The sequence below is a fragment of the Maridesulfovibrio spiralis (SeqCode) genome, from assembly GCF_048571135.1.
GTDB classification, from domain to species: Bacteria; Desulfobacterota; Desulfovibrionia; order Desulfovibrionales; family Desulfovibrionaceae; genus Maridesulfovibrio; species Maridesulfovibrio spiralis.
The window spans coordinates 2618966-2640000 of sequence record NZ_CP182344.1; the positions used below are offsets into that span (position 1 = coordinate 2618966).

Consider the following 21035-nt stretch of genomic DNA (forward strand, 5'->3'; position numbering starts at 1 on the left):
CAATGACGACCCGTCATACAAGTCGGCGAAGCCTCAATAAAAGTTTTTGAAGAGTCCAGAGAAACTTTTTTCAAAAAGTTTCTTTGGCCCTCGGAGAGACTCCCGGCAGGGTCGCCGAAGGCATATCAAAATAAGGATAAGAAAATGAAAAGAGGATATTTTGGCGATTACGGTGGACAGTTTGTTCCTGAACTGCTGATGCCGCCGCTGCTCGAGCTTGAAGAGGCCATGGAAAAGATCATGAAATCCGCTGAATTCCAGCAGGAATTCACCCGTTTGCTGAAAGATTTCGTAGGTCGTCCAACTGCGCTGACCCATTGCGCGAATATTTCCCGCGAACTGGGTTTCAACCTCTGGCTCAAACGCGAAGACCTTGCCCATACCGGAGCACACAAGGTTAACAACACCGTAGGTCAGGCCCTGCTCACCAAAATGATGGGCAAACCCATGCTGCTGGCTGAAACCGGAGCCGGACAGCACGGCGTTGCCACCGCAACCGCTGCGGCCCTGCTGGATCTTGATTGCGAAATCTACATGGGTGCATTGGACGTCAAACGCCAGTCCCACAACGTTCGCCGCATGGAACTGCTGGGTGCTAAGTGTGTCCCTGTTGAATCCGGAACCCAGACTCTGAAAGATGCCATTAATGCGGCATTGCGTAAATGGATCGCTGACCAGCGCACCACCCACTACTGCTTCGGTACTGCTGCCGGTCCGCACCCCTTCCCGCTGCTGGTGCGTGAATTTCAGGCCATCATCGGCCGTGAAGCCAAAGCCCAGTTCAAGGAAAAAACAGGCGAACTGCCCTACATGGTCGTAGCCTGCGTGGGCGGCGGTTCCAACGCCATCGGCATGTTCCATGAATTTGTGCAGGAAGAATCTGTTAAGATTGTGGGTGTTGAAGCTGCCGGAACCGGAGAACCGGGCTGCACCAACTCCGCGCCAATTAATCTGGGAACCCCCGGTGTGCTGCACGGCATGAACACTTTGCTGCTTCAGACAGATGAAGGGCAGATCCTGCCTTCCCATTCCATCGCTCCCGGCCTTGATTACCCCGGTGTCGGTCCCGAGCATGTACACCTGCATGCCAGCGGACGCGCAAGTTACGGCACAGTGAATGATCATCAGGCACTGAATGCATTCCAGATGCTTTGCCGCAGAGAAGGCATCCTGCCCGCGCTTGAAAGTTCCCACGCTGTGGCCTGGGTTCTGGAAAACCGGGATTCTATCCCCAAAGACGCCAACGTCATAGTCAACCTGTCCGGTCGAGGCGACAAGGACATGGGCATTCTTGAAGATTATCTTGCCGAGCACGGAAAATAGGGAGCTATAAAATGAGTATTACCAAACTTGCAGATAAAATTAATGAAGCTAAAGCAGAAGGGCGTATCGGTCTGATTCCGTTTTTGCCCGGCGGATATCCCAACCGTGACCAGTTCTGGAAAGAAATTCTGGAACTGGATGAAAACGGCGCGGATGTAATTGAAATAGGCATGCCTTTTTCCGATCCCGTGGCAGATGGTCCGGTGGTTGAGGCCGCATCACTGAAATGTCTTGAAGACGGTATTAACCTGAAATGGATCATTGAAGGACTTGCTGAGCATCGCGCCAAAATCAATGCCGGAGTACTGCTCATGGGTTACTACAACCCGGTGCTGCAATACGGGCTGGAAAAATTCGCCAAGGATGCGCAGGCTGCCGGGGTTAACGGACTGATCATCGCTGACCTGCCCTTTGAGGAGGGCGTGGAATTCCGTGACCTGCTTGCCGAGTACGACATCGCGCTTATCCCGCTGGTGGGTTTGAACACTGAACCTGAGCGTATGGCTCTGTATTCAGAGGGCGGAAACGGTTTCTGTTACTACGTCTCAGTTCTGGGAACCACCGGGGGCACTGCTTCCCTGCCCGTGGAAGTAAAAGAAGGTCTTGCTAAGGCTCAAGGTGTCTTCGATATCCCGGTTGCTTTGGGGTTCGGCCTGAAAGAACCTTCCCAGCTCAAGGAACTGGAAGGGGTGGTTGATGCGGCGGTCTTCGGCTCCGCACTTATCAAGCACATTGATTCCGGTAAGAGCAGCGCAGAGTTCATGAAAGTCTGGAAGTAAGCAAAATAGATGTCCGGGTGAGGAAATTTTCCTTACCCGGACGTTTTCTTTTAATGATAAATTTTTTCGGACTCATTAAATGTTTAATCTTTTTTGCATAGGAAGAAGTAATGTCGCAAAATGAATTTACCATGAAGGCAAAGGAATGGGACAGCAACCCCGAGCGGAGGCGTATTGCTGATGAATTTGCTGCTGCGGTGGAAAAAGCAGTTGATTTTACCGCCGACAGCAAAGTTCTTGATTTCGGATGTGGTACGGGAATGGTCGGTTTACGGTTTGGGAAAAGTGTGAAGACTCTCTACGCCCTTGACACTTCGGATGCCATGCTGGGAATGCTTCGTGCAAAACTTTCCGATGAAGATTTCGGGAATGTGCAGGTTCTTGCTGTCCCGTTGCATGAAGCGGGAATCCCGGAAAATTCACTGGATGTGATTTTTACTTCCATGGCTATGCACCATGTGGAAGACCTGCCGGAAGTGCTAATGCAGATGGGCAGGCTTTTGAAGAGCGGAGGCAAGCTGGTTGTGGGAGAATTGTTGCCTGAAGACGGCAGTTTTCACGGGGATAACGTTGTTCCGTACAATGGATTCAAACCTGATGACTTGGCAACAATGGTTGAAAAAGCAGGCTTTTCAACCGTCAGCCACCATGAACACGGTATCTACAACAAGCCGGATAAAGAAGGCGTGGTCAGGCAGTACGGAACTTTTGTGCTGGTGGGGGAGAAGTAAAACTATCTCTCCAGATACCCCCGCTCAATCATTCCGGATTCATCCTTGAAAATGCCCATGGCGGTGAGCATGGGCACGAAGCCCAGTTTTTTGTAAAATCCTTCTTTTCCCGGAACTGCGTAGAGGATGATGCTCAGCGGGCCGAGTTTTTCTTTCAGGGCGGTCATGATCATTTTGCCGACTCCTTTGGATTGGTAATCCGGAAGGACGCAAAGGTCGTAGATGGCCGCCTGATATTCCAAGTCGCTGATGGCGCGGGCGAATCCGACGAATTTATCACCGTCCTTGGCAAAGCAGACAAGTGCGCTGTTCTTTGCGGCGCGGGCCAGTTTTTCAGGCTCGCGGCTTCCCAGCGGGGCTTTTTCGAATATCTCCGCGATTTTTTCCCAGTCGATATTTTCCACAGTGAAGTGCAGGCTGATACTCATAATTTCCCTTTTTTTAAATCTCGATAGTGATCCGAAAGCCCTCTGGGCTGTTTTCGGCCCGGATTTCACCGCCGTGAATGCGTACTATTTTCTTTGCAGCGGCAAGTCCCAGACCGGAACCGGGGATTTCCTGCGCTTTCAGGCGGTGGAAAGGATTGAAAATTTCTTCAAGATCTTCTTCCGGCAGCGGGGCGTGGGTGTTGGTTACCTGAACACGAACGGCTTTGCCGTATTGATCAAGATTTACCGAAATATTACCTCCCGATTCAGTGTACTTGAAAGCATTGCCGAGGATATTGTCAAGAATGATCCTGATTCCGTTGCGGTTGCAATTGGAAAGTTTCAGGTCGGCGAGTCCGGTTTGCAGGTTAAGGTTGTTTCGCTCGGCAACACATTTGTATTGCTCTAGAAGATCTGTGAGTAGCTCCCGCATATCTGCGGTTTCATTCATGACCGGGGGTTTATGCATGTCCAGTTTGGAGAATTCAATAATCCTGCCGATCAGCTCATCCATGTGGGTTATCTCGGCCTGCATGCCGTTGACAAAAGCATCACATCCGGCTGTATTTCCACTTTCAATTCTCTCTTTGAGCATTTCAAGGGAAATACGCATCCGTGCCAGCGGGCTGCGCAGTTCGTGTGAGACATTGGCGGTCAATTCCCGGCTTGATTTGACCATTTTTTCAAGACCTTCGGCCATGTGATTGAAGGCCTGTCCCAGTTCGGCTATTTCGTCCTTACCTTTGATGGCAACTCTTTGTTTAAGATCCCCCTTACCCATTCTTGAGGCTGAAACGGTTAATTCCTTTAGCGGGCGGACGACCCGTCTTGAGACCGGAATAAGGAAAATTGCGGCAATAATGGTTAAAATTATCTGGGCGCGGATAAACCAGCTTTCTTCATCAAATTTTCGGAAGGAATGGTAAAGATGGTAGGTGAATGGATATCCCTGAGGTAATTTTCCGGTGTATACGCCGTAGACACTTTTCATTCCGTCGTTGCGTTTCTTGTAGACATATGTGCCTTCCCGCGATCTTGCGGTATCTCCGTCCGTGAATTCTCTCATGTCCGGAATTGTCGGTGATGATGATGCAACTACTTTTCCATATGGATCAGTAATCCAGATATATGCTTCCAAGGATTTGCTTAATGTTTCCAGTAACGGGGTCAGGATTTCCTTTTCTTTTTCGGGAGAGGTATGGATGCCGCCCAGCTCCATTTCTGCCAGATCTTTAACAGTGAAAAGCTGTCGCTCCATGTGGTGAACTCGGGGGCTTTTATCCCATGACATATGCAGCAGTCCGTAGATGACCAACTCGGAAACCACCAGCACCATCAGGAAGGACAGAAATATTTTCAGGTAGGTACGGCTTATTCTCATTATTGGCTCACAAACATGTATCCGGTTCCCCAGACTGTTTTGATTCGTGCTTCGTGGTCAGGATAGGGTTTCAAAAGAGCGCGCAGTTTACTGATATGCACATCAATGCTGCGGTCGAAGGCATTGAAATCCTTGCCCCAGACAGAAGTCATCAGGGCATCGCGGGTCATGGGCTGGCCCGGATTTTCCATCAAGGATTTAAGAAGTTTGAATTCAGTGGATGAAAGCTCGACGGATTGCCCTTCGATTTTCAGTTTCTGGTGGGCCAGATGCAGAACGATTCCGGCAACTTCTATCTGTCCGGAGTTCTGTTCTGAATGGCGTCCCGGTTCCTGTGCCCGGCGCAACACCGCTTTGATGCGGGCCAGCAGTTCTCGGGGATTGAAAGGTTTTGAAATATAGTCGTCCGCGCCAAGTTCAAGACCGACAATACGGTCGGTATCTTCACCTTTAGCGGTGAGCATGATTACCGGGATATTGGAATGAGGCCGCAGGTCGCGCAGAACCTCCAGCCCGTCTTTGCCGGGCATCATTATATCGAGGATGATTATTCCCGGTGATGTCTTTTTCACTTCTTCAATGAGACCCTCACCGGAAGGCAGTGTGGCTACTTCATAGCCGTACCCTTCAAGGTACTGGGTGAGCAGTTCCCTGAGCTTTGCATCATCGTCCACTATGAGTATGGGATATTGTTGTTCCATTTTTTGAACCTACCTCTACACCCCTTTCGGTGGAAGGGGGAAAGAACTTTTTTTACATTTGTTTACAACTTTTATCATCATCTCAATACTCTTTTGCGTGTTTACGGGTATTAGAATGAAAAATACCACTCAAAGGAAGTTTTAATATGTCCTTTTACAAGTTTAAATTGACTGCGATCTGCATGCTGGCTGTGTTCGGGCTTTCAGCATGTTCTCCTTTTCAGCCCGACCCGCGTGATAATATGACGCTGGGCGTCCCTCTGCAATATGATCTTTATTCCAGTCAGCCGAGAGAGCTGGGTAAGTGGTGGGAAAGCTTCCACAATGAAGAGTTGAACAGGTTGGTTGGGGAAGCACTTGAGGCAAACTTTGACGTGCGCATTGCATGGGCCAAGTTACGCCAGCTGAGGGCTACTGCGGTGAAATCCCGGGCCGATATTTATCCCAAACTGGATGCGAAAGGCTCTTACAACAATTCCAAGTCCGGTAATGATGGAACTGAAGGCAAGAAAGGATCAACATCCACCGACACCCATAAACTCGGGCTTGCTGCATCATATGAAATTGACCTTTGGGGAAAGATTGAAGCCAATACCGCTTCCGGTGAATTGAATTATCTTTCGTCCCGTGAAGATGTAAATTCTGCGGCTATGACCGTAGCTTCTGAAGTCGTCAAACGCTGGCTGGAGATCCAGTTGCAGCGCAAGAAAAAGGCGATTTACCAGAAACAGCTGGAAACCAATGAAACCTACCTTGAACTGATCGAACTCCGTTTCCGGAACTCCCTTGCCACCGCCCTTGATGTTTTTCAGCAGCGCGAAACCACCGCCCGGACCCGTGCTTTGATTCCTCCCGTGGAATCAAAGGAACAACTCAAACTTCATGAACTTGCCTACCTGCTGGGGAAACCTGCCGGGGCTGTTGATGTTGCCACGGCTGATTTTCCGGGGCTTCCCGAACTGCCGGGACTGGGCATTCCCTTTGATCTGCTTGCCATGCGTCCTGACGTTCGTGCGGCGGGACTTAAACTGCAATCCGCTGATTGGGCTGTAAGTGCTGCTCGCGCCGACCGGTTGCCTACACTCAGTCTTTCGGCAGAGGCTATGCTTTCTAGTGCCGAACTTGCCAATATTTTTTCCGGTTGGATGACGAGTCTTACTTCTTCTCTGGTCGGGCCTATCTTTGACGGTTACCAGCGTAAGGCCGAGGTGGAGCGGACCCGTGCCGTGGTTGATGAGCGTATGCTCAATTATAAGGATACAGTCTATACCGCGTTTAAAGAAGTTCAGGATTCGCTGGTTCAGGAAAAATGGCAGCATGAATACATCACTGCCCGTAAGAATCAGCTTGAAGCTGCACAGCTGAACCTCAATGAAGCCGGGTCGCGTTACCTGCAGGGTCTTGAAGATTACCTGCCGGTGCTCAGTGCTTTGGTCAGTGTGCATGACCTTGAAATCAACATTGCTCAGGATGAGGCCGATCTGCTCAGTTACCGGGTTTCCCTGTACCGTGCACTTGGCGGAACATGGACCGATACCCTTGATGATGGGTCGGAGCTTAAGTCTGAAGCCGATGAAGCTGATGTTATTGCAGCTGGGACAATTGAAAATAAAACCGCTCCCGCGAAAGAGGGTATTTAAATATGGCTAATAAAGTATGGTATTATATCAAGCAGATAGGTTTGAAGGGAGTTCTTCCTTTATTGATAGTCGCCGTTGCGTTTATGGGGGCTAAAGCCCTGATAGCCACCAAGCCGGTCGCCAAGAAGAAAGCTCCGGTGGTCTCCGCGCCGCTGGTAAATGTGAGTGTGTTGGAAGTTCAGGACTTTCAGGTCTGGACTCCGGTTATGGGTACTGTTGAAGCTGCCCGGAATATCAGTCTTGAGCCGCAGGTTTCAGGTAAGGTTATTTCTGTCAGCGACTCATTCATCCCCGGTGGATATTTTGATAAGGGCTCGGAAGTGTTGCGTATTGATCCCGTTGATTATGAACTGGCTGTGAAGCAGCAGCAGGCGGTTGTTACCGAAGCAGAGTACAATCTAAAACTGGAGAGCGGGCAGCAGCGTGTTGCCGGGCGTGAATGGAAATTGCTCAAGAAGTCTTCGGGCGGAACCATGCAGGAAGCAGAGCTTGCGCTGCGTAAGCCGCACCTGCAAAAGGCGCAGGCTGACCTTGCTTCTTCCAAAGCCAAGCTCCAGCAGGCCCGCATTGATCTGGACCGGACCCGTGTAACCGCTCCTTTTGCATGCATGATTGCCAGCAAGAGTGCTGATCTTGGCGCGCATCTTAGTCTCGGTGAAACCATTGCCTCATTGGTCGGCACAGATGAATTCTGGGTGGTGGTTTCTGTTCCTGTGGACCGTCTGGGAAGTATCAGCGTGCCTTCGGCGCAGAATAATTTCAAAGGTTCCAAGGCCCGTGTGGTCATGGGCAGCGGCAAAGCAGCTGTGGAGCGTGAAGGTGAAGTGCTTCGTCTATTGCCGTCGCTTGAGTCCAAAGGGCGTATGGCCCGTGTAATTGTTTCTATTAAGGACCCCCTCAACCTCAAAGGAGGGGAAGTGCGTCCGTTACTGCTGGGCAGTTATGTGAACGTTTTCATTGATTCCGGCATGCTGGAACAGGTCATTGCAATTCCACGTACAGCTTTTCGGGACAACAACACTGTCTGGGTTCTGAATAATGACGGGCTGCTCGATATCCGTACCGTTGATCCGGTCTGGAGGGATCAGGAATTCATTTACCTCGACGAAGGTGTTCAGTCCGGAGAAAAGCTGGTTGTGACCGATATTTCTGCACCGTTGCAGCACATGAAAGTTCGTGAGAACGGTTCCGTTTCCATGGATCAGAAGGAGAATGACTCAAATTCCAAGAAGGTGAACGGTAATGGCTGAGCAGAATAAAAAAACAGGCCCGATCGCATGGATGGCCGGAAACCCGGTGGCCTCCAACCTGCTGATGATCATTTTACTGGTCGGCGGGCTGGTTATGGGCTTCAATATCAAGCAGGAAGTTTTTCCCGAGTTCACAACAGATACCGTCACTGTTCAGGTTGCCTATAGCGGAGCCAGCCCGGAGGAAGTGGAGCAGGGGATTGTTTTATCCGTTGAAGAAGCGATCATCGGTCTTGACGGGGTAAAGGAAGTTTCCAGTACTGCGGCGGAAGGCAGCGGGACCGTTATTGCGGAAGCTATTGAGGGTTACGACCTGCAAAAGCTGAGTCAGGATATCAAGAGTGAAGTTGACCGGATAACTTCTTTCCCTGAAGAGGCTGAGGACCCGGTTATCAGCGTAGCATCCCACCAGCGCAGTGTCCTTTCCCTGATGGTTTACGGAAACACGGATGGCCTTGCCCTGCGCAAGGTTGCCGAGCAATTGCGTGAAGAGCTGATCGGTGATCCGGAGATTACCCAGGTGGAGCTTTCCGAGGTCAGCGGACTTCAGATTACCATTGAGATTCCACAGGCAAAGCTTCGGGCTTACGGATTGACCCTTACAGATGTTGCGGACTCTCTGGCCAAAACATCAGTGGAGCTTCCCGGCGGAGGTATCAAGACTGAAGGGGGGGAAATTCTGGTCCGTTTTAAGGAACGCCGGGATTACGCCCGTGAATTTGCCCGTGTTCCCATTGTTACCGGAGATGACGGCACTCAGGTGCTGCTTGAAGATATTGCGGTAGTTAAGGAAGATTTCCAGAATGATGACATCATCACCACCTTTGACGGTCAGCCGGCGGTAAGGATTAATGTCTACCGTATTGGCGAACAGACTCCCATAGGAGTTTCGGATGCCGTGCATGAAAATCTGGAAGCATTCAACAAGAGTCTTCCTTCCGGAATTCATGTGGCTGTGCGTAACGACAGTTCGGATATCTACCGTCAGCGTATGGACCTGCTTTTGCGTAATGCCTACATGGGACTTGGGCTGGTGTTTGTTTTTCTTGCACTTTTCCTTGAGCCGCGTCTGGCTTTTTGGGTTTCTATGGGTATTCCCATCTCTTTTCTGGGCGGCATGCTAATTCTTTCCCCTGCCGGTGCAAGTATCAACATGGTTTCCATGTTCGCGTTCATCATCTCGCTGGGTATTGTTGTGGATGACGCTATCGTTGTCGGTGAAAATGTCTATACCATGCGCCAGAAGGGAATGAGTTGGATTGATGCGGCCTGTGAAGGGGCTAAACGTATTGCCATGCCTGTTACTTTCAGTGTTTTGACCAACATTGTGGCTTTCATGCCCATGTTTTTTGTGCCCGGTGTGATGGGTAAGATCTTCAAGGTTATTCCCATGGTCGTCTGCAGTGTCTTCTTTATTTCATTAGTGGAATCCCTCTTTGTCCTCCCGGCCCACCTTGGGCATGGCAGTGAGCGCAAACCGGGGAAGATTATGAGCTTTGTGCTTCACTACCAGCAGAAGATATCCGGCGGCCTGCTTCGTTTTGTACATAAAGTATACCGTCCTTTTCTGGATCGTGCGGTCAACTGGCGTTATCTCACCGTCGCTTTGGGCATGGCCTGTCTGATTCTTGCCTTCGCCTATATCAAAAGCGGGCGTCTGGGCTTCACCATGTTCCCGAAGATTGAGTCTGACTATGCTTACCTGACAGTTGATCTTCCTTACGGTACGGCCAAGGAAGTTACTCAGAAGGTGCTCGATATAGCCGTTGATGCAGCAGAAGAAGTCGCCGAAAAAAATGGCGGGGATAAACTGGTTGAAGGGATTTATGCCAAAATCGGCGGTTCCGGCAGGCGCAGTACCAGCGGTAGCCATGTACTCAAGGTACAGGTTTTTCTAACTGATGCCGACATCCGTCCCATCAACACGGATGAATTTGTACGCCAGTGGCGACGTAATCTTGGAGCAGTTCCCGGAGCCGATTCTGTTCTGTTTGAATCTGACCGCGGCGGTCCCGGTTCAGGTAGTTCCCTTGAGATCGAGCTGAGCCACAGTGACATTGAAGTTTTGAAGAAGGCTTCTGCTGACCTGGCTGAGGCATTGAGTTCTTATCCCAAGGTAAAGGATATTGATTCGGGTTACTCTCCCGGTAAAAGGCAATTGGATTTTGAGCTGCTTCCGGCAGGCCGCAGTCTCGGTTTGACTTCCCGCAGCGTGGCCAACCAGATTCGTGCTTCATACTACGGGGCCGAAGTATTGCGTCAGCAGCGAGGACGTAATGAAATCAAGGTAATGGTTCGTCTTCCTGAAACGGAGCGGGCTTCTAAATATGACTTTGAAGAGTTGGTAATCCGCACACCGGACGGAACAGATGTGCCTTTGCGGGAGGTTATTAAGATTAAGGACGGCAGGGCCTATACTTCCATCGATCGTCGTAATGGCCGCCGTGTTGTTTCGGTTGAAGCGGATGTTAACCCGCGTAAGGAAACTTCACAGATTGTTGCCGATGTTGTCGCTAACGTCATTCCCCAGCTCAAAGCAGATTATCCCGGACTTGGATATTCTCTTGAAGGCAGGCAGGCCGATATGCAGGAAAGTACGGAAAGCCTTATTTCCGGTCTGCTCATGGCAATGATGGTGATTTATGCCTTGCTGGCGATTCCGTTCCGCAGTTATTTCCAGCCCTTGATCGTTATGCTCTGCATTCCTTTCGGCATTGTCGGGGCGGTAATCGGGCATGCTCTGCTGGGGTACAGCCTCAGTTTGATGAGTCTGTTCGGTATTGTTGCCCTCAGCGGGGTTGTGGTCAACGATTCGCTGGTGTTCATTGATTATGTGAATATCCAACGCCGCAAGGGCCACTGCGCTTATGATGCTGTCTTAGAGGCCGGAACTGCCCGTTTCAGGCCTATTCTGCTGACCACGCTGACCACCTTCGGCGGTCTTGCGCCTATGATTCTTGAAACTTCCAGACAGGCCAAGTTCCTTATTCCCATGGCGATATCACTGGGCTTCGGTATCCTTTTCGCCACAGGGATTACTCTTTTGCTTGTCCCGGCTTTCTATATGATCTTTGAGGATGTGCGGTTGTTGATCCGTAAAATATTCCGGCGCAGCGATGAAGGTTTGCGAGCGGACGGAGTAACCGTACATTATCCGGTTACAAAGTGTGAACACAAACCGGATCAGCCTTAAACTAAAAATCCCGTTTTGAAATATTTCAAAACGGGATTTTTTATTGGCGGTGAGTAAGGTTATTCGTTCGGCTTCAATTTATGAATGATGAGAGCAGAGGCCAATGCGAGGGCTTTTGCCAGCACGAGCACACTTAAGCTGAATCGGAATTCCAGAATGCCCAGTCCTGCTGTCCCGTGGGAGTGGTGTTGCAACAGCCAGCCGATGATAGGCTGGGCCAGTGCGCTGCCTCCGATAAGGAAAGTGTTCACGAATCCAAGGGATATGCCGTCAGCCCCTTTGGGGCTTATGTCGTTACCAAAAGCGTAGGCCACGACGTTTCCTGCACAGCAGAAGCCGAGTAGAAGCATTAGGCCAAACATCAGTGAGTAGGGGATTTGCGGCACATAAACGACTGCCGCCATGCATATGAGTCCTCCTGTGGAGGCCATGATCATGGGGATTCCCCTTTTTCCGATGCGGTCTGAAAACCAGCCGAAAAAGAAGCTGCCCGGAATGGCTCCGACGAAAATCATGGAGACCATGAAAGAAGCTTCAGTTGTCGAAATATTATACAGTTTGGATATGAAAACCGTACCCCAGAGAGCACCGAATCCAGTGTAAACCATGTTGATGGTAGCGGCATAAACTGCATTGAGCCATGCTGAAGGGGTTTTGAGGATCTGCATCAGGACCGGAAGTGTGGCCGGTTTGTCGGTGGCGGAGTCTTGCTTTTGCCCGTTGTCAGGCTGATCCTTGATCAGGAAAATGATGAACAGGGCGATTATCGCTCCGAAGACTGCAATACCGAGCAGGGTGTTTTGCCAGCCGAATCTGTTTACGGATTCCGTAAGCGGGGCTTCGCCCATGACCGCACCGGACATACCGATGATGTTGGTCAGGCCGACCATGGTTGCAAATTTTTGCGGGGGAAACCAGTTATCCACCAGCTTCAGGCAGGAAACAAAAGAGAATCCCGTAGCGGCCCCCAGCAGTACCCTGACTCCTATTGCTTCAGCTGGAGTGGATGTGAATGTGAATAAAGCCCCGGCAGTACAGGAAAGGATGGCGGCAAGAGCCAAAGGACGATGGGGACCGAAGCGGTCGGCCATCATCCCGATGGGAATCTGCATGACTGCATAGGAATAAAAATAAACAGAGGCGATGAATCCGATACTGGCGGTTCCCGCATTAAAATGGGTGGAGAGTTCCGTGACCATTGCGCCGGGCGCAACCTGCTGCATGTAGTCATAGAAAAAATACAGGGTAGCGATTCCCCATACTATCCACGGTGTCAGTTTGTTTTGTTGGGCTGTTTTGCTGGGCATGCTAGTCACGGTAAGTCACTTTTTCCAAAGCGTAGATGATATTAGGATCGTATTGCGTTGATTCGCTATAGAGTATTTTCAGGGCTTTGACCGTGGGCATACTTTTTTTGCCCGGACGGCCCATCGTCATGGCAACGTATGAATCTACGGCTCCGCAGAGTTTACCCAGCCATGAGAGGTTGTCGTTGTTCACTCCTCTTGGATACCCGGAACCGTCCATTCTTTCATGGTGCTCAAGGATTGCCCGAAGAGAACTTTTACTCAATGAGTTGGTCATGCTTAGAATTTCAACCGAGCTGATCGGATGGTGACGAATGCGTTTCTGCTCATCGAGAGATAGGCAGAATTCTTTGCCAAGAACGAATTCAGGAAGATTGCATAGTCCGATATCGCAGAGAAAGAGGGCGAATAGGGCGTCTTGAAAAACCTTAATATCCGGTTTTATCTCCCGCGCGTGCATGAGGACGGAAGCACCGATGATACCGTTGGAAAGGGATTTGTTGACTAATGAATGATTTGAATCCAGCAAGGGAAGCATCAGCCAGAGAAGTTCCGGTTTTTTATGCAGCAATTCCCCAACAGACATAAGGGTTTGCCGGAACTTATCAAAATACAGTTTTACTGAGTTTGTGTATATTTTCTCAGCATTTAATTTTAATCCGTCGACCAGAAGGGAGGCCAGTTTCTGATCAGGGATAGAGTGTGAAATATCACTGATTAGAGTCGGTATATGGGATACGAAGTACGGTCTGCATTTATTGATGTCTGTGAATTTTATAAAAACAAGACCCTGTTTGCAGCCCTCCGCAAGAGTTTGTTTATCAGCGGAAAGAATGGTCTTTCCCGGAACTGTGACCGGGGTAAATTTCCCATTGGTTGTATTCATCCTGAACAGGCTGAAAGGAAGCTTGTTTTTAGGAAGTATCTTGAAGATTTCTTCTGTTATGGAGCAGTAGCTTTCTTCAATTAATTTGGAGTCATCAGTATAGCCCATGGGTGACCCACCTCGAAATGACCGCACCAATATAGACCAATGCAGTCTGTTAATTTAATCCGACCTTAGACGTTCATATCACCAAATTGGATAAAAGCGCAATATCCCGGGTTGTTAGCGGTTGTGTATGTATGTATATGGATCTATGAAAGAAAATATCATACAAATAGGATGGTTATATGATTAATGTTTGACACCCGGCCTTGAAGTATAAAAAATGGTATAAAAAATATAATTCTGTCTCGGGGTATAGCAACTTGCCATTAGTGCCCTACTCGGACTATGTTTAAATGTTGTAAGGCTGATAACAAAAAAATGCCTGTTGATTTCATATTTGCACGTTACGTTTGTTTTACGATTCATATTTTTGTAAAAATGATCCCCTGTCGTTTTCGGGGAATAGTCGGGAGAGAGTTTGGATAGTTTATTCAATCCGTCATCAATTGCCGTTGTAGGCGCTTCATCTGTTTCCGGTAAAATAGGTAATACTATTTTGTCCAATCTGCTGAGTGCAGGGTTTGGTGGGCGTCTGTTTCCGGTTAACCCCCGTGGCGGAAAGATTTGCGGTTTAGATGCCTGCAAAAATATTTCTGAAATCGGTGAGCCTGTTGATCTTGCCGTTATTGCCATCCCCAGGGACGGCGTGCTTGAAGTTTTTCGCGAACTTGTCAGGCTCGGAGTCGGATCTGTGGTTGTGGTCAGTGCCGGGTTCAAGGAAGTGGACCATGAAGGCTGGCAGCTGGAAACAGAGCTGGCCCAGCTTGCGAAGAAGCATGGTATCAATCTGCTCGGGCCCAACTGCCTAGGAGTGATCAACTCCCGTGGCGGCGTTAATGCTTCCTTTGCCACAGGAAATCCTTATCCCGGAAGTATGGGGTTTTTCTCCCAATCCGGTGCTCTTTGCGTTGCTGTTCTGGACTGGGCTTTGGGAACCAAGATAGGGTTTTCCAAGTTTATCAGCCTTGGTAACAAGGCGGTAATCAATGAAGCGTCCATGCTTGAGTATCTCGGCAATGATCCGGAAACCAAGGTTATACTGGGATATGTTGAGAACATAGAGGATGGTCGGGAGTTCATGGAACAGGCTGCGAAAGTATCTATGAAAAAACCGGTGTTGATGATGAAGGCCGGGACCACCCCAGCCGGGGCGCGGGCCGCATCTTCGCACACCGGAGCCATGGCCGGCTCCGATCAGGCATGTGATGCTGCTTTTCGCCAGTCGGGAGTTATCCGGGTTGAGAAGCTGGATGAACTTTTCAATCTGGCCAAGGCTTTCTCGGTGCAGGAGCTTCCTCTGGGACCGAATCTCGGTATTGTGACCAACGCGGGAGGTCCGGGTATTCTGGCCGCCGATGCCTGTGGAGAGTCGGTCATGCGTATGCCCACGTTCTCTCCTTCCACTATCGGTGAATTACAGCGAATGCTTCCCGGATATGCTTCATTGTACAACCCGGTGGACCTGCTTGGCGATGCTGATGCTGAAAGTTACGGGCGCGCTGTTCGTGTCGTGGGCCATGATCCGGCGGTGAACAGTCTGCTGGTGATCATTGCTCCAATGGTCAATCTGGACTTGACCTCAGTGGCCAAGGCTGTAGTTGAAGGTATGGCTGAGGTAAGCAAGCCTGTTTTCTGCTGTCTTATGGGACGCAATAACAGTGCTGCGGCCCGTGATATTTTTGCCGAAGCCGGGATTCCGGTATATGACTTTCCCAAACAGGCAGTCCGGGCCATGGACTGCATGCATAAGTATGCTGTCTGGAAAGGGCGTCCCCCGCGTACTTTCATTACACCGGAACATGACCTCGAAGCAGCGCGGAGGGTTGTTGAGAATGCGATCAAGTCCGGTCGTTCGGAACTGGTAGAGTTTCAGGCCCGTGATATCGTCACTGCCTATGGTCTGCCGACTCCGGAAGCCGATCTGGCCCGGTCCGGTGATGAGGCGGTGGCAATTGCAGAACAACTCGGGTATCCGGTTGTACTGAAGATTGCTTCCCCTGAAGTTTCCCATAAATCCGATGTGGACGGTGTCCGGTTGGGACTAAATTCCGCAGAAGAGGTGAGGGCGGCTTTCTGGGATATTGCTGCCCGTACCCAGCGTTTGCGCCCGGATGCTTATGTGGCGGGGTGTCTGGTGCAGCAGATGGCTTCACCGCAATCACGTGAAGTTGTAGTCGGATTCCGCAGGGATAAACAGTTCGGCCCGTTGCTTATGTTCGGGCTGGGCGGGGTTTATGTTGAGATTTTAAAGGATATTTCGTTCCGTCTGGCTCCTTTGTCTGTAGAGGATGCCGGGGATATGGTGCGGGAAATCCGGTCCTACATGCTTTTGAAAGGAGTCAAGGGGGGCGAGCCTGTTGACTTCGAGGCAATCACCGATGTCTTGATAAGGATGTCGTGCCTTGCCAGTGATTTCCCTGAAATTTATGAAGCAGAATTCAATCCTGTGCTTGTTAATTCGGAAGAGGCTCTTGTTGCTGATGCCCGGATGACAGTTGTTGATATTTCCGCAGGCGCGTCCAACGATTCGGACGGGCGTGAATAAGGAGGCATAAATGGTAGGTTTATATATAGGTTCCACCACCGGGTATTCCGGTAAGAACCTTTTGGCCATGTCCCTGGGGCTTAAGTTCCGCAACAGCGGATTTAATGTAGGGTACATGAAGCCTGTGGGTGCAGTCCCGCATATGGACGGTGATAAACCCGGTGACGCGGATGCGGCTTTTATCCAGCAGGTTCTTGATCTAGAACAGGACCCCGGCAAAGTTACTCCGGTTCTGGTTACCCGCGATTTTACCATCAAGGCTTTTTCCGAAGACATGGGTGATCTCATGCCGTCTATTGTTGATTCATATAAAGAACTTAGTAGTGATAAAGATGTGATGATCATCGGAGGTTCCGGCAGCTATCTTAGTTCCGGCACCTACTGCGGGGTAAGCGGACCTGATGTCTCCCGCGCACTGGGAGCCAAGACTATTCTGGTTGACCGCTACAGCAGCGAGCTGCGCTACGATTATGTACTCCGGGTTAAGAAGGAACTGGGTAATGATTTTCTCGGTGTTGTCTTTAATGATGTGCCAGAGCACTACATGGATGAACTTACTTCCCTGATCGTTCCTTTTCTGGAAAAGAGGGGAGTCAGGGTTCTGGGTGTAATTCCCCGCGATCCGCTTATGGGAGCCATTAAAGTCAGTGATCTTGCTGAAAGATTGTTTGGTAAGATTATTTCTGCCCACGCTAAAGCCGACCGGGTTGTGGAAAATTTCCTTATCGGCACTATGCAGGTGGAGAACTTTATCACCCATTTCAGGCGGCACAAGAATTCTGCTGTCATTGTCGGCGGTGACAGGGCGGATGTTCAGCTGGTGGCTCTTGAGGGGAGTTGTCCCTGTTTGATCCTGACCGGTAATCTTTATCCCAATGATATTATCCTAACTCGCTCTGAAGTGCTTGAAATTCCTGTTATCGTTGTGCGTGATGATACTTACGCCGTCGCTAAAAAGATGGAGGCGATTCAGGAGAGCTACAAACTAAGGGATATGATCAAGATCAATCACGGGGCCGGACTGGTCAATTCTGAATTAGATTATGACTACATTTATGAAGAACTGGACCTGTGATTACCTCTTGCAAAGGTAGGTAATATGTCCTACTGTTAGAGTAGGAATAAAAAAATAGTTATTTTTAGTTGTTTAGCTGGTTTGTGTTTTTTGTTTGTGTTCTTAAGATAGCTAAGGTTTCGAAATATAATGTTTTATTTGAGGGTGAGCTGCCGTGTTATGAGGCCGCTCACCCTTTTATTTTGAAAAAAATCCTCGCCCAAACCCCTCAGATGGTATTGTCCTAGTTTGTAAAATGTGCCACTTAACTTGCAGTTATAAGGCCGGATGGGTCTCCGGTCTTGGTGTGACTAGGTTTGTTTCGACCAAAGACGGGACTATTTTGTTGGTTAGAAAACTGGGGTGCTAAGCACCCGGAAAACCGAGTTGATTCGGGATATTGGCGGATAGACCGAATTTTCGGAATGAGGAGGCGTGAGATGCCTGATGCGTCCACGTGGGATTGGAATCCCGGTAGGCGAGAGGTCCAGGACACAGGATCTTGGTCCGATAAATTTGAGTGGGTGGAAGAATTCCATGCCAGCCCTGACGGTGAAAAGGTCGGAGCGGTTGTTAATAAAGGCGAATTGGAATTCACTGCTTGCGTTAACGGTGAGATTTGGGAAGAAGCATACGACAGGATCTTCTACCCCAAATTCGCACCCGACGGCAGGTTCACCGGTATCGCCCAGCAGATGGGCGAGTGGACTTTGTCTGTTGATGGCGAGCACTGGCCGGAAAATTACGGCTACATCTGGAAGACTATGTTTGGCCCTGAAGGTTCCATTATCTGCGCTGTGCAGCAGGATATGAAATATGGAATGGGCGTGGACGGTGTCCTCTGGGAAAACTTTTTTGAAAGCGCGAACAATTTCATCGCAGGCAGCGATGGAAAGTCAACTGCTGCTGTAGTTCAGGTGAACTCCATGCCTCAGGCTGACATTGAAACTTTCCAGAAAGGTATTTTCTCTGTCGCTGTTAACGGCACTGCATGGGATAGCGTTTTCATGAACTGTTACACTCCGGTATTTGATGCCAAGTGTGAAAAAGTAGCCTGTCAGGTAAGAAAGACTCTCTATGATTACACCATCGCAGTTGATGGGAAAATCTGGCAGCGCGAATATCAGTGTGTCTGGGCTCCCTGTTTTAACCCCGCAACCGGTGCTCTTGTAGCTCCTGTTCGTCTGGGTGGTAAATGGGGTATGGCTCAGGATGGCGAATTGATCTGGAAGAATAATATGGCCAACTGCTGGCACCAGCAGTTCAGCGCAGACGGTGAAAAACTCTGGGCTATCGTGGCACCTACCTTCGGCAGCTTTACTGTTGCTGTTGATGGCCGCCCCTGGTCCATTACTGCTCCTGTTGTTATTGATCTGGCGGTCAGCCCTGACGGCAACCGTGCAGCAGCACTCGGCAAAGATAAATATGATTACACTGTTCTGTGTGATGGTAAGGTCTGGCCCGGTGTATTCCAGATGGCATGGAAGCCGGTCTTCAGCCCCGACAGCACAAAAGCTGCTGCCAAAGTTGAAAAGAATGGCCGCTTCACCATCGTACTTGATGGTAAGCCCTATGGACAGGATTTTGATCAGTGTTGGGAACCTGTATTCAGCCCTGACAGCTCCAAGATTCTTATCCGTGCCATTGACGCTGGTAAGTATGTCCGCATCGTTGCCGATGTAAGCGAATTCTAACCCGGAGGAATTACAAATGAATAGTGCTTATGCTTTCGTTGTCGGTCCTCTGGCGTGGTTCGCTTGGGGTGTATTCGTTCTCGGTTCCATTTATAGAATCGTTTCAATGTATCAGCTCGCTAAAGCAAAGGATGCTTCGTCCCTGCATTACATGAGCTTTAAATGGGGATTCCGTTCCATCATGGCATGGATGAACCCCGTAGGAACTCTCGGTTGGCAGCGCAATCCCTGGACTGCGATGATGACCTTTGTTTTCCATATCTGTCTTGTCATTGTACCCCTGTTCCTTTTGGGACACGTGGTTCTCTGGGATCAGTTCTTCGGCATTAGCTGGCCGACTCTTCCGGATACCATCGCTGACATTATGTCTATTCTGGTAGTTGTCTGCTGCATCTACTTTGGCGCACGCCGTTTTCTGCAGAAAGACGTTGCTTACCTGACTACCGCAAAGGATTGGATCGCACTTGCTGTGCCTACCCTCGTATTCCTTACCGGTGTTCTGTCCTACCATGAAATCGGCGATGCCAAGGTGATGCTCATTCTGCACATCATCTGCGGTGAAATCATGCTTATCAGCATTCCTTTCACCCGTTTGAGCCACGCTGTGTTCGGTCTGTTCACCAGAGCTTACATAGGTTCCGAGTTCGGCGGTGTTCGTCGCTGTAAGGACTGGTAACCAAATCCCGTAAGGAGTACTAAAATGACATTCGACAGGAAAATCGAAGACGTAGGACTCGAGCGGGGGGTTTCCCGCCTGACTCCTGAACGTATCGAAAATACTCTAAAGCAGGTTGTTGAAGGAGAAGCCGGCGCAAAACTCAAGCTTTATGCTGAGACTTGTATGCGCTGCGGCATGTGCTCCGAAGCCTGCCATTACTATATGTCCAATGAGAAGGATCCAAAGTATTCTCCTGCTGGTAAAGTTCACCAGACATTGGGTAAAATTCTGCGTAAGAATTACAAGCTGACCGCTGACGAAGTGTATGAGATGGCACAGATTGCTTACACCGAGTGTAACCTCTGCCGCCGCTGTATTCATTTCTGCCCATTGGGAATCGACACCGGTTATATTATGAGCATGGTGCGTCGCATGTGCCATAAATTAGGTGTGACTCCGCAGTACATTCAGGATACCGCCCACTCTCATTCCGCCACCATGAACCAGATGTGGCTCAAAGATGATGAATGGCCGGATACCCTGCAGTGGCAGGAAGATGAAGCCCGTGACGAAATGCCTAATCTGCGCATTCCTCTCGATAAAGAAGGCGCTGAAATCTACTATTCAGTTATCGCACCGGAACCTAAGTTCCGTACCCAGCTGATTTATCAGGCTGCATACATTTTCAATGAAGCCGGAGTTGACTTCACCATGCCTACCGAACCGGGCTGGGATAACTCCGATATGTGTATGTTTACCGGTGACTTTGAAATGATGGGCCGTCTCAAAAAGCGTCACTTTGAATCCGCTTTGGATCTCAAATGTAAACGCATCGTAATGGGTGAGTGCGGTCACGCATTCCGCTCCATCTATGATCAGGGTAACCGCTGGGATGCATGGGAAATGTACCCCATTGAAGTTGTTCACTCCATTGAGTTTTTCTGGGAGCTTTTTGAAGCTGGAAAAATCAAATTACGTGAAAAATTCAAAGAACCCATCACTGTTCATGACCCATGTAACGTTATCCGCGGTCGTGGTCTGATGGAACAGTCCCGCAAGCTTGCACATGCAATTTGTGAGAACGTTGTTGAAATGACTCCTAACCTCGAGCACAACTACTGCTGTGCTGCCGGTGGCGGTGTTATTAACTGCGGTCCTCCGTTCAAAAATGTCCGCATGAAGGGTAACAAGATCAAAGCCGAGCAGCTTAAAGCAACCGGCGTGAATACTATTCTCGCTCCTTGCCATAACTGCCATGGTGGACTCGAAGATCTCGTTCATTACTATGAACTGGGAATGGAAATTAAGTTCTTCGGTGATCTTATCTATGATCTCATGGAAAAGCCGGAAGCGTAGGAGG

General features: G+C 49.6%; 16 protein-coding genes. 11 read left to right on the forward strand and 5 right to left on the reverse strand.

Features of this window, described 5'->3' with window-relative positions; translation table 11 throughout:
- The first annotated feature begins 144 nt into the window (after positions 1-144).
- The 3 genes from trpB (at position 145) to ACNI29_RS11835 (ending at position 2833) form a co-directional block, all read left to right on the forward strand.
- Positions 145-1323: a tryptophan synthase subunit beta gene (gene trpB, locus ACNI29_RS11825; RefSeq protein WP_419778574.1), complete on the forward strand. Its 1179-nt coding sequence runs from the start codon at positions 145-147 to the stop codon at positions 1321-1323.
- A gap of 11 nt (positions 1324-1334) precedes the next feature.
- Positions 1335-2102, forward strand: coding sequence for a tryptophan synthase subunit alpha (gene trpA, locus ACNI29_RS11830; protein WP_419778575.1), 768 nt, complete (start codon positions 1335-1337; stop codon positions 2100-2102).
- Between the two features lie 110 nt (positions 2103-2212).
- Positions 2213-2833, forward strand: a complete 621-nt coding sequence (locus ACNI29_RS11835) for a class I SAM-dependent methyltransferase (RefSeq protein ID WP_419778576.1) — start codon at positions 2213-2215, stop codon at positions 2831-2833.
- 2 nt (positions 2834-2835) lie between these two features.
- Here the strand turns inward: ACNI29_RS11835 and ACNI29_RS11840 are convergent, their stop codons facing one another.
- Genes ACNI29_RS11840 through ACNI29_RS11850 form a run of 3 tightly spaced genes read right to left on the reverse strand, consistent with a single transcriptional unit; the run spans position 2836 to position 5343 of the window.
- On the reverse strand, positions 2836-3261 hold the full coding sequence (locus tag ACNI29_RS11840) for a GNAT family N-acetyltransferase (protein ID WP_419778577.1): 426 nt from the start codon (positions 3259-3261) through the stop codon (positions 2836-2838).
- Between the two features lie 13 nt (positions 3262-3274).
- Positions 3275-4642 (reverse strand): sensor histidine kinase, encoded by a 1368-nt coding sequence (locus tag ACNI29_RS11845; RefSeq protein WP_419778578.1) that lies wholly within the window; start codon positions 4640-4642, stop codon positions 3275-3277.
- On the reverse strand, positions 4642-5343 hold the full coding sequence (locus ACNI29_RS11850) for a response regulator (RefSeq protein ID WP_419778579.1): 702 nt from the start codon (positions 5341-5343) through the stop codon (positions 4642-4644). Before ACNI29_RS11850 ends, ACNI29_RS11845 begins: the two co-directional genes overlap by 1 nt.
- A gap of 146 nt (positions 5344-5489) precedes the next feature.
- On the opposite strand from ACNI29_RS11850, the gene ACNI29_RS11855 reads away from it, so the two are divergent.
- Genes ACNI29_RS11855 through ACNI29_RS11865 form a run of 3 tightly spaced genes read left to right on the forward strand, consistent with a single transcriptional unit; the run spans position 5490 to position 11426 of the window.
- Positions 5490-6983 (forward strand): efflux transporter outer membrane subunit, encoded by a 1494-nt coding sequence (locus tag ACNI29_RS11855; protein WP_419778580.1) that lies wholly within the window; start codon positions 5490-5492, stop codon positions 6981-6983.
- A gap of 2 nt (positions 6984-6985) precedes the next feature.
- Entirely contained in the window at positions 6986-8233 is a 1248-nt protein-coding gene (locus tag ACNI29_RS11860; RefSeq protein WP_419778581.1) for an efflux RND transporter periplasmic adaptor subunit, read from the forward strand.
- On the forward strand, positions 8226-11426 hold the full coding sequence (locus tag ACNI29_RS11865; protein WP_419778582.1) for an efflux RND transporter permease subunit: 3201 nt from the start codon (positions 8226-8228) through the stop codon (positions 11424-11426). The genes ACNI29_RS11860 and ACNI29_RS11865 overlap by 8 nt, the downstream gene beginning before the upstream one ends.
- A gap of 59 nt (positions 11427-11485) precedes the next feature.
- Here the strand turns inward: ACNI29_RS11865 and ACNI29_RS11870 are convergent, their stop codons facing one another.
- A complete protein-coding gene (locus tag ACNI29_RS11870; protein ID WP_419778583.1) occupies positions 11486-12733 on the reverse strand; it encodes an MFS transporter in 1248 nt (415 codons plus the stop codon).
- Between the two features lies 1 nt (position 12734).
- A complete protein-coding gene (locus ACNI29_RS11875; RefSeq protein WP_419778584.1) occupies positions 12735-13727 on the reverse strand; it encodes an HD-GYP domain-containing protein in 993 nt (330 codons plus the stop codon).
- Between the two features lie 415 nt (positions 13728-14142).
- Here ACNI29_RS11875 and ACNI29_RS11880 point away from each other — a divergent pair, with 415 nt between their 5' ends.
- The 5 genes from ACNI29_RS11880 to tmcB all read left to right on the forward strand — a co-directional run bounded on the left by ACNI29_RS11880 (position 14143) and on the right by tmcB (position 21031).
- Entirely contained in the window at positions 14143-16269 is a 2127-nt protein-coding gene (locus tag ACNI29_RS11880; RefSeq protein WP_419778585.1) for an acetate--CoA ligase family protein, read from the forward strand.
- Positions 16270-16279: 10 nt separating this feature from the next.
- Positions 16280-17344 carry a phosphotransacetylase family protein gene (locus tag ACNI29_RS11885; RefSeq protein WP_419778586.1) on the forward strand — a complete coding sequence of 355 codons (1065 nt, stop codon included), beginning with the start codon at positions 16280-16282 and terminating at the stop codon, positions 17342-17344.
- A 419-nt stretch (positions 17345-17763) separates the two neighbouring features.
- Positions 17764-19017: an electron transfer complex subunit TmcD gene (gene tmcD / locus ACNI29_RS11890; protein WP_419778587.1), complete on the forward strand. Its 1254-nt coding sequence runs from the start codon at positions 17764-17766 to the stop codon at positions 19015-19017.
- 16 nt (positions 19018-19033) lie between these two features.
- On the forward strand, positions 19034-19693 hold the full coding sequence (gene tmcC / locus ACNI29_RS11895) for a TmcC family electron transfer complex membrane anchor subunit (protein ID WP_419778588.1): 660 nt from the start codon (positions 19034-19036) through the stop codon (positions 19691-19693).
- Between the two features lie 24 nt (positions 19694-19717).
- Complete coding sequence (gene tmcB / locus ACNI29_RS11900; RefSeq protein ID WP_419778589.1) at positions 19718-21031, forward strand: electron transfer complex ferredoxin TmcB; 1314 nt, start codon at positions 19718-19720, stop codon at positions 21029-21031.
- Positions 21032-21035 lie beyond the last annotated feature (4 nt).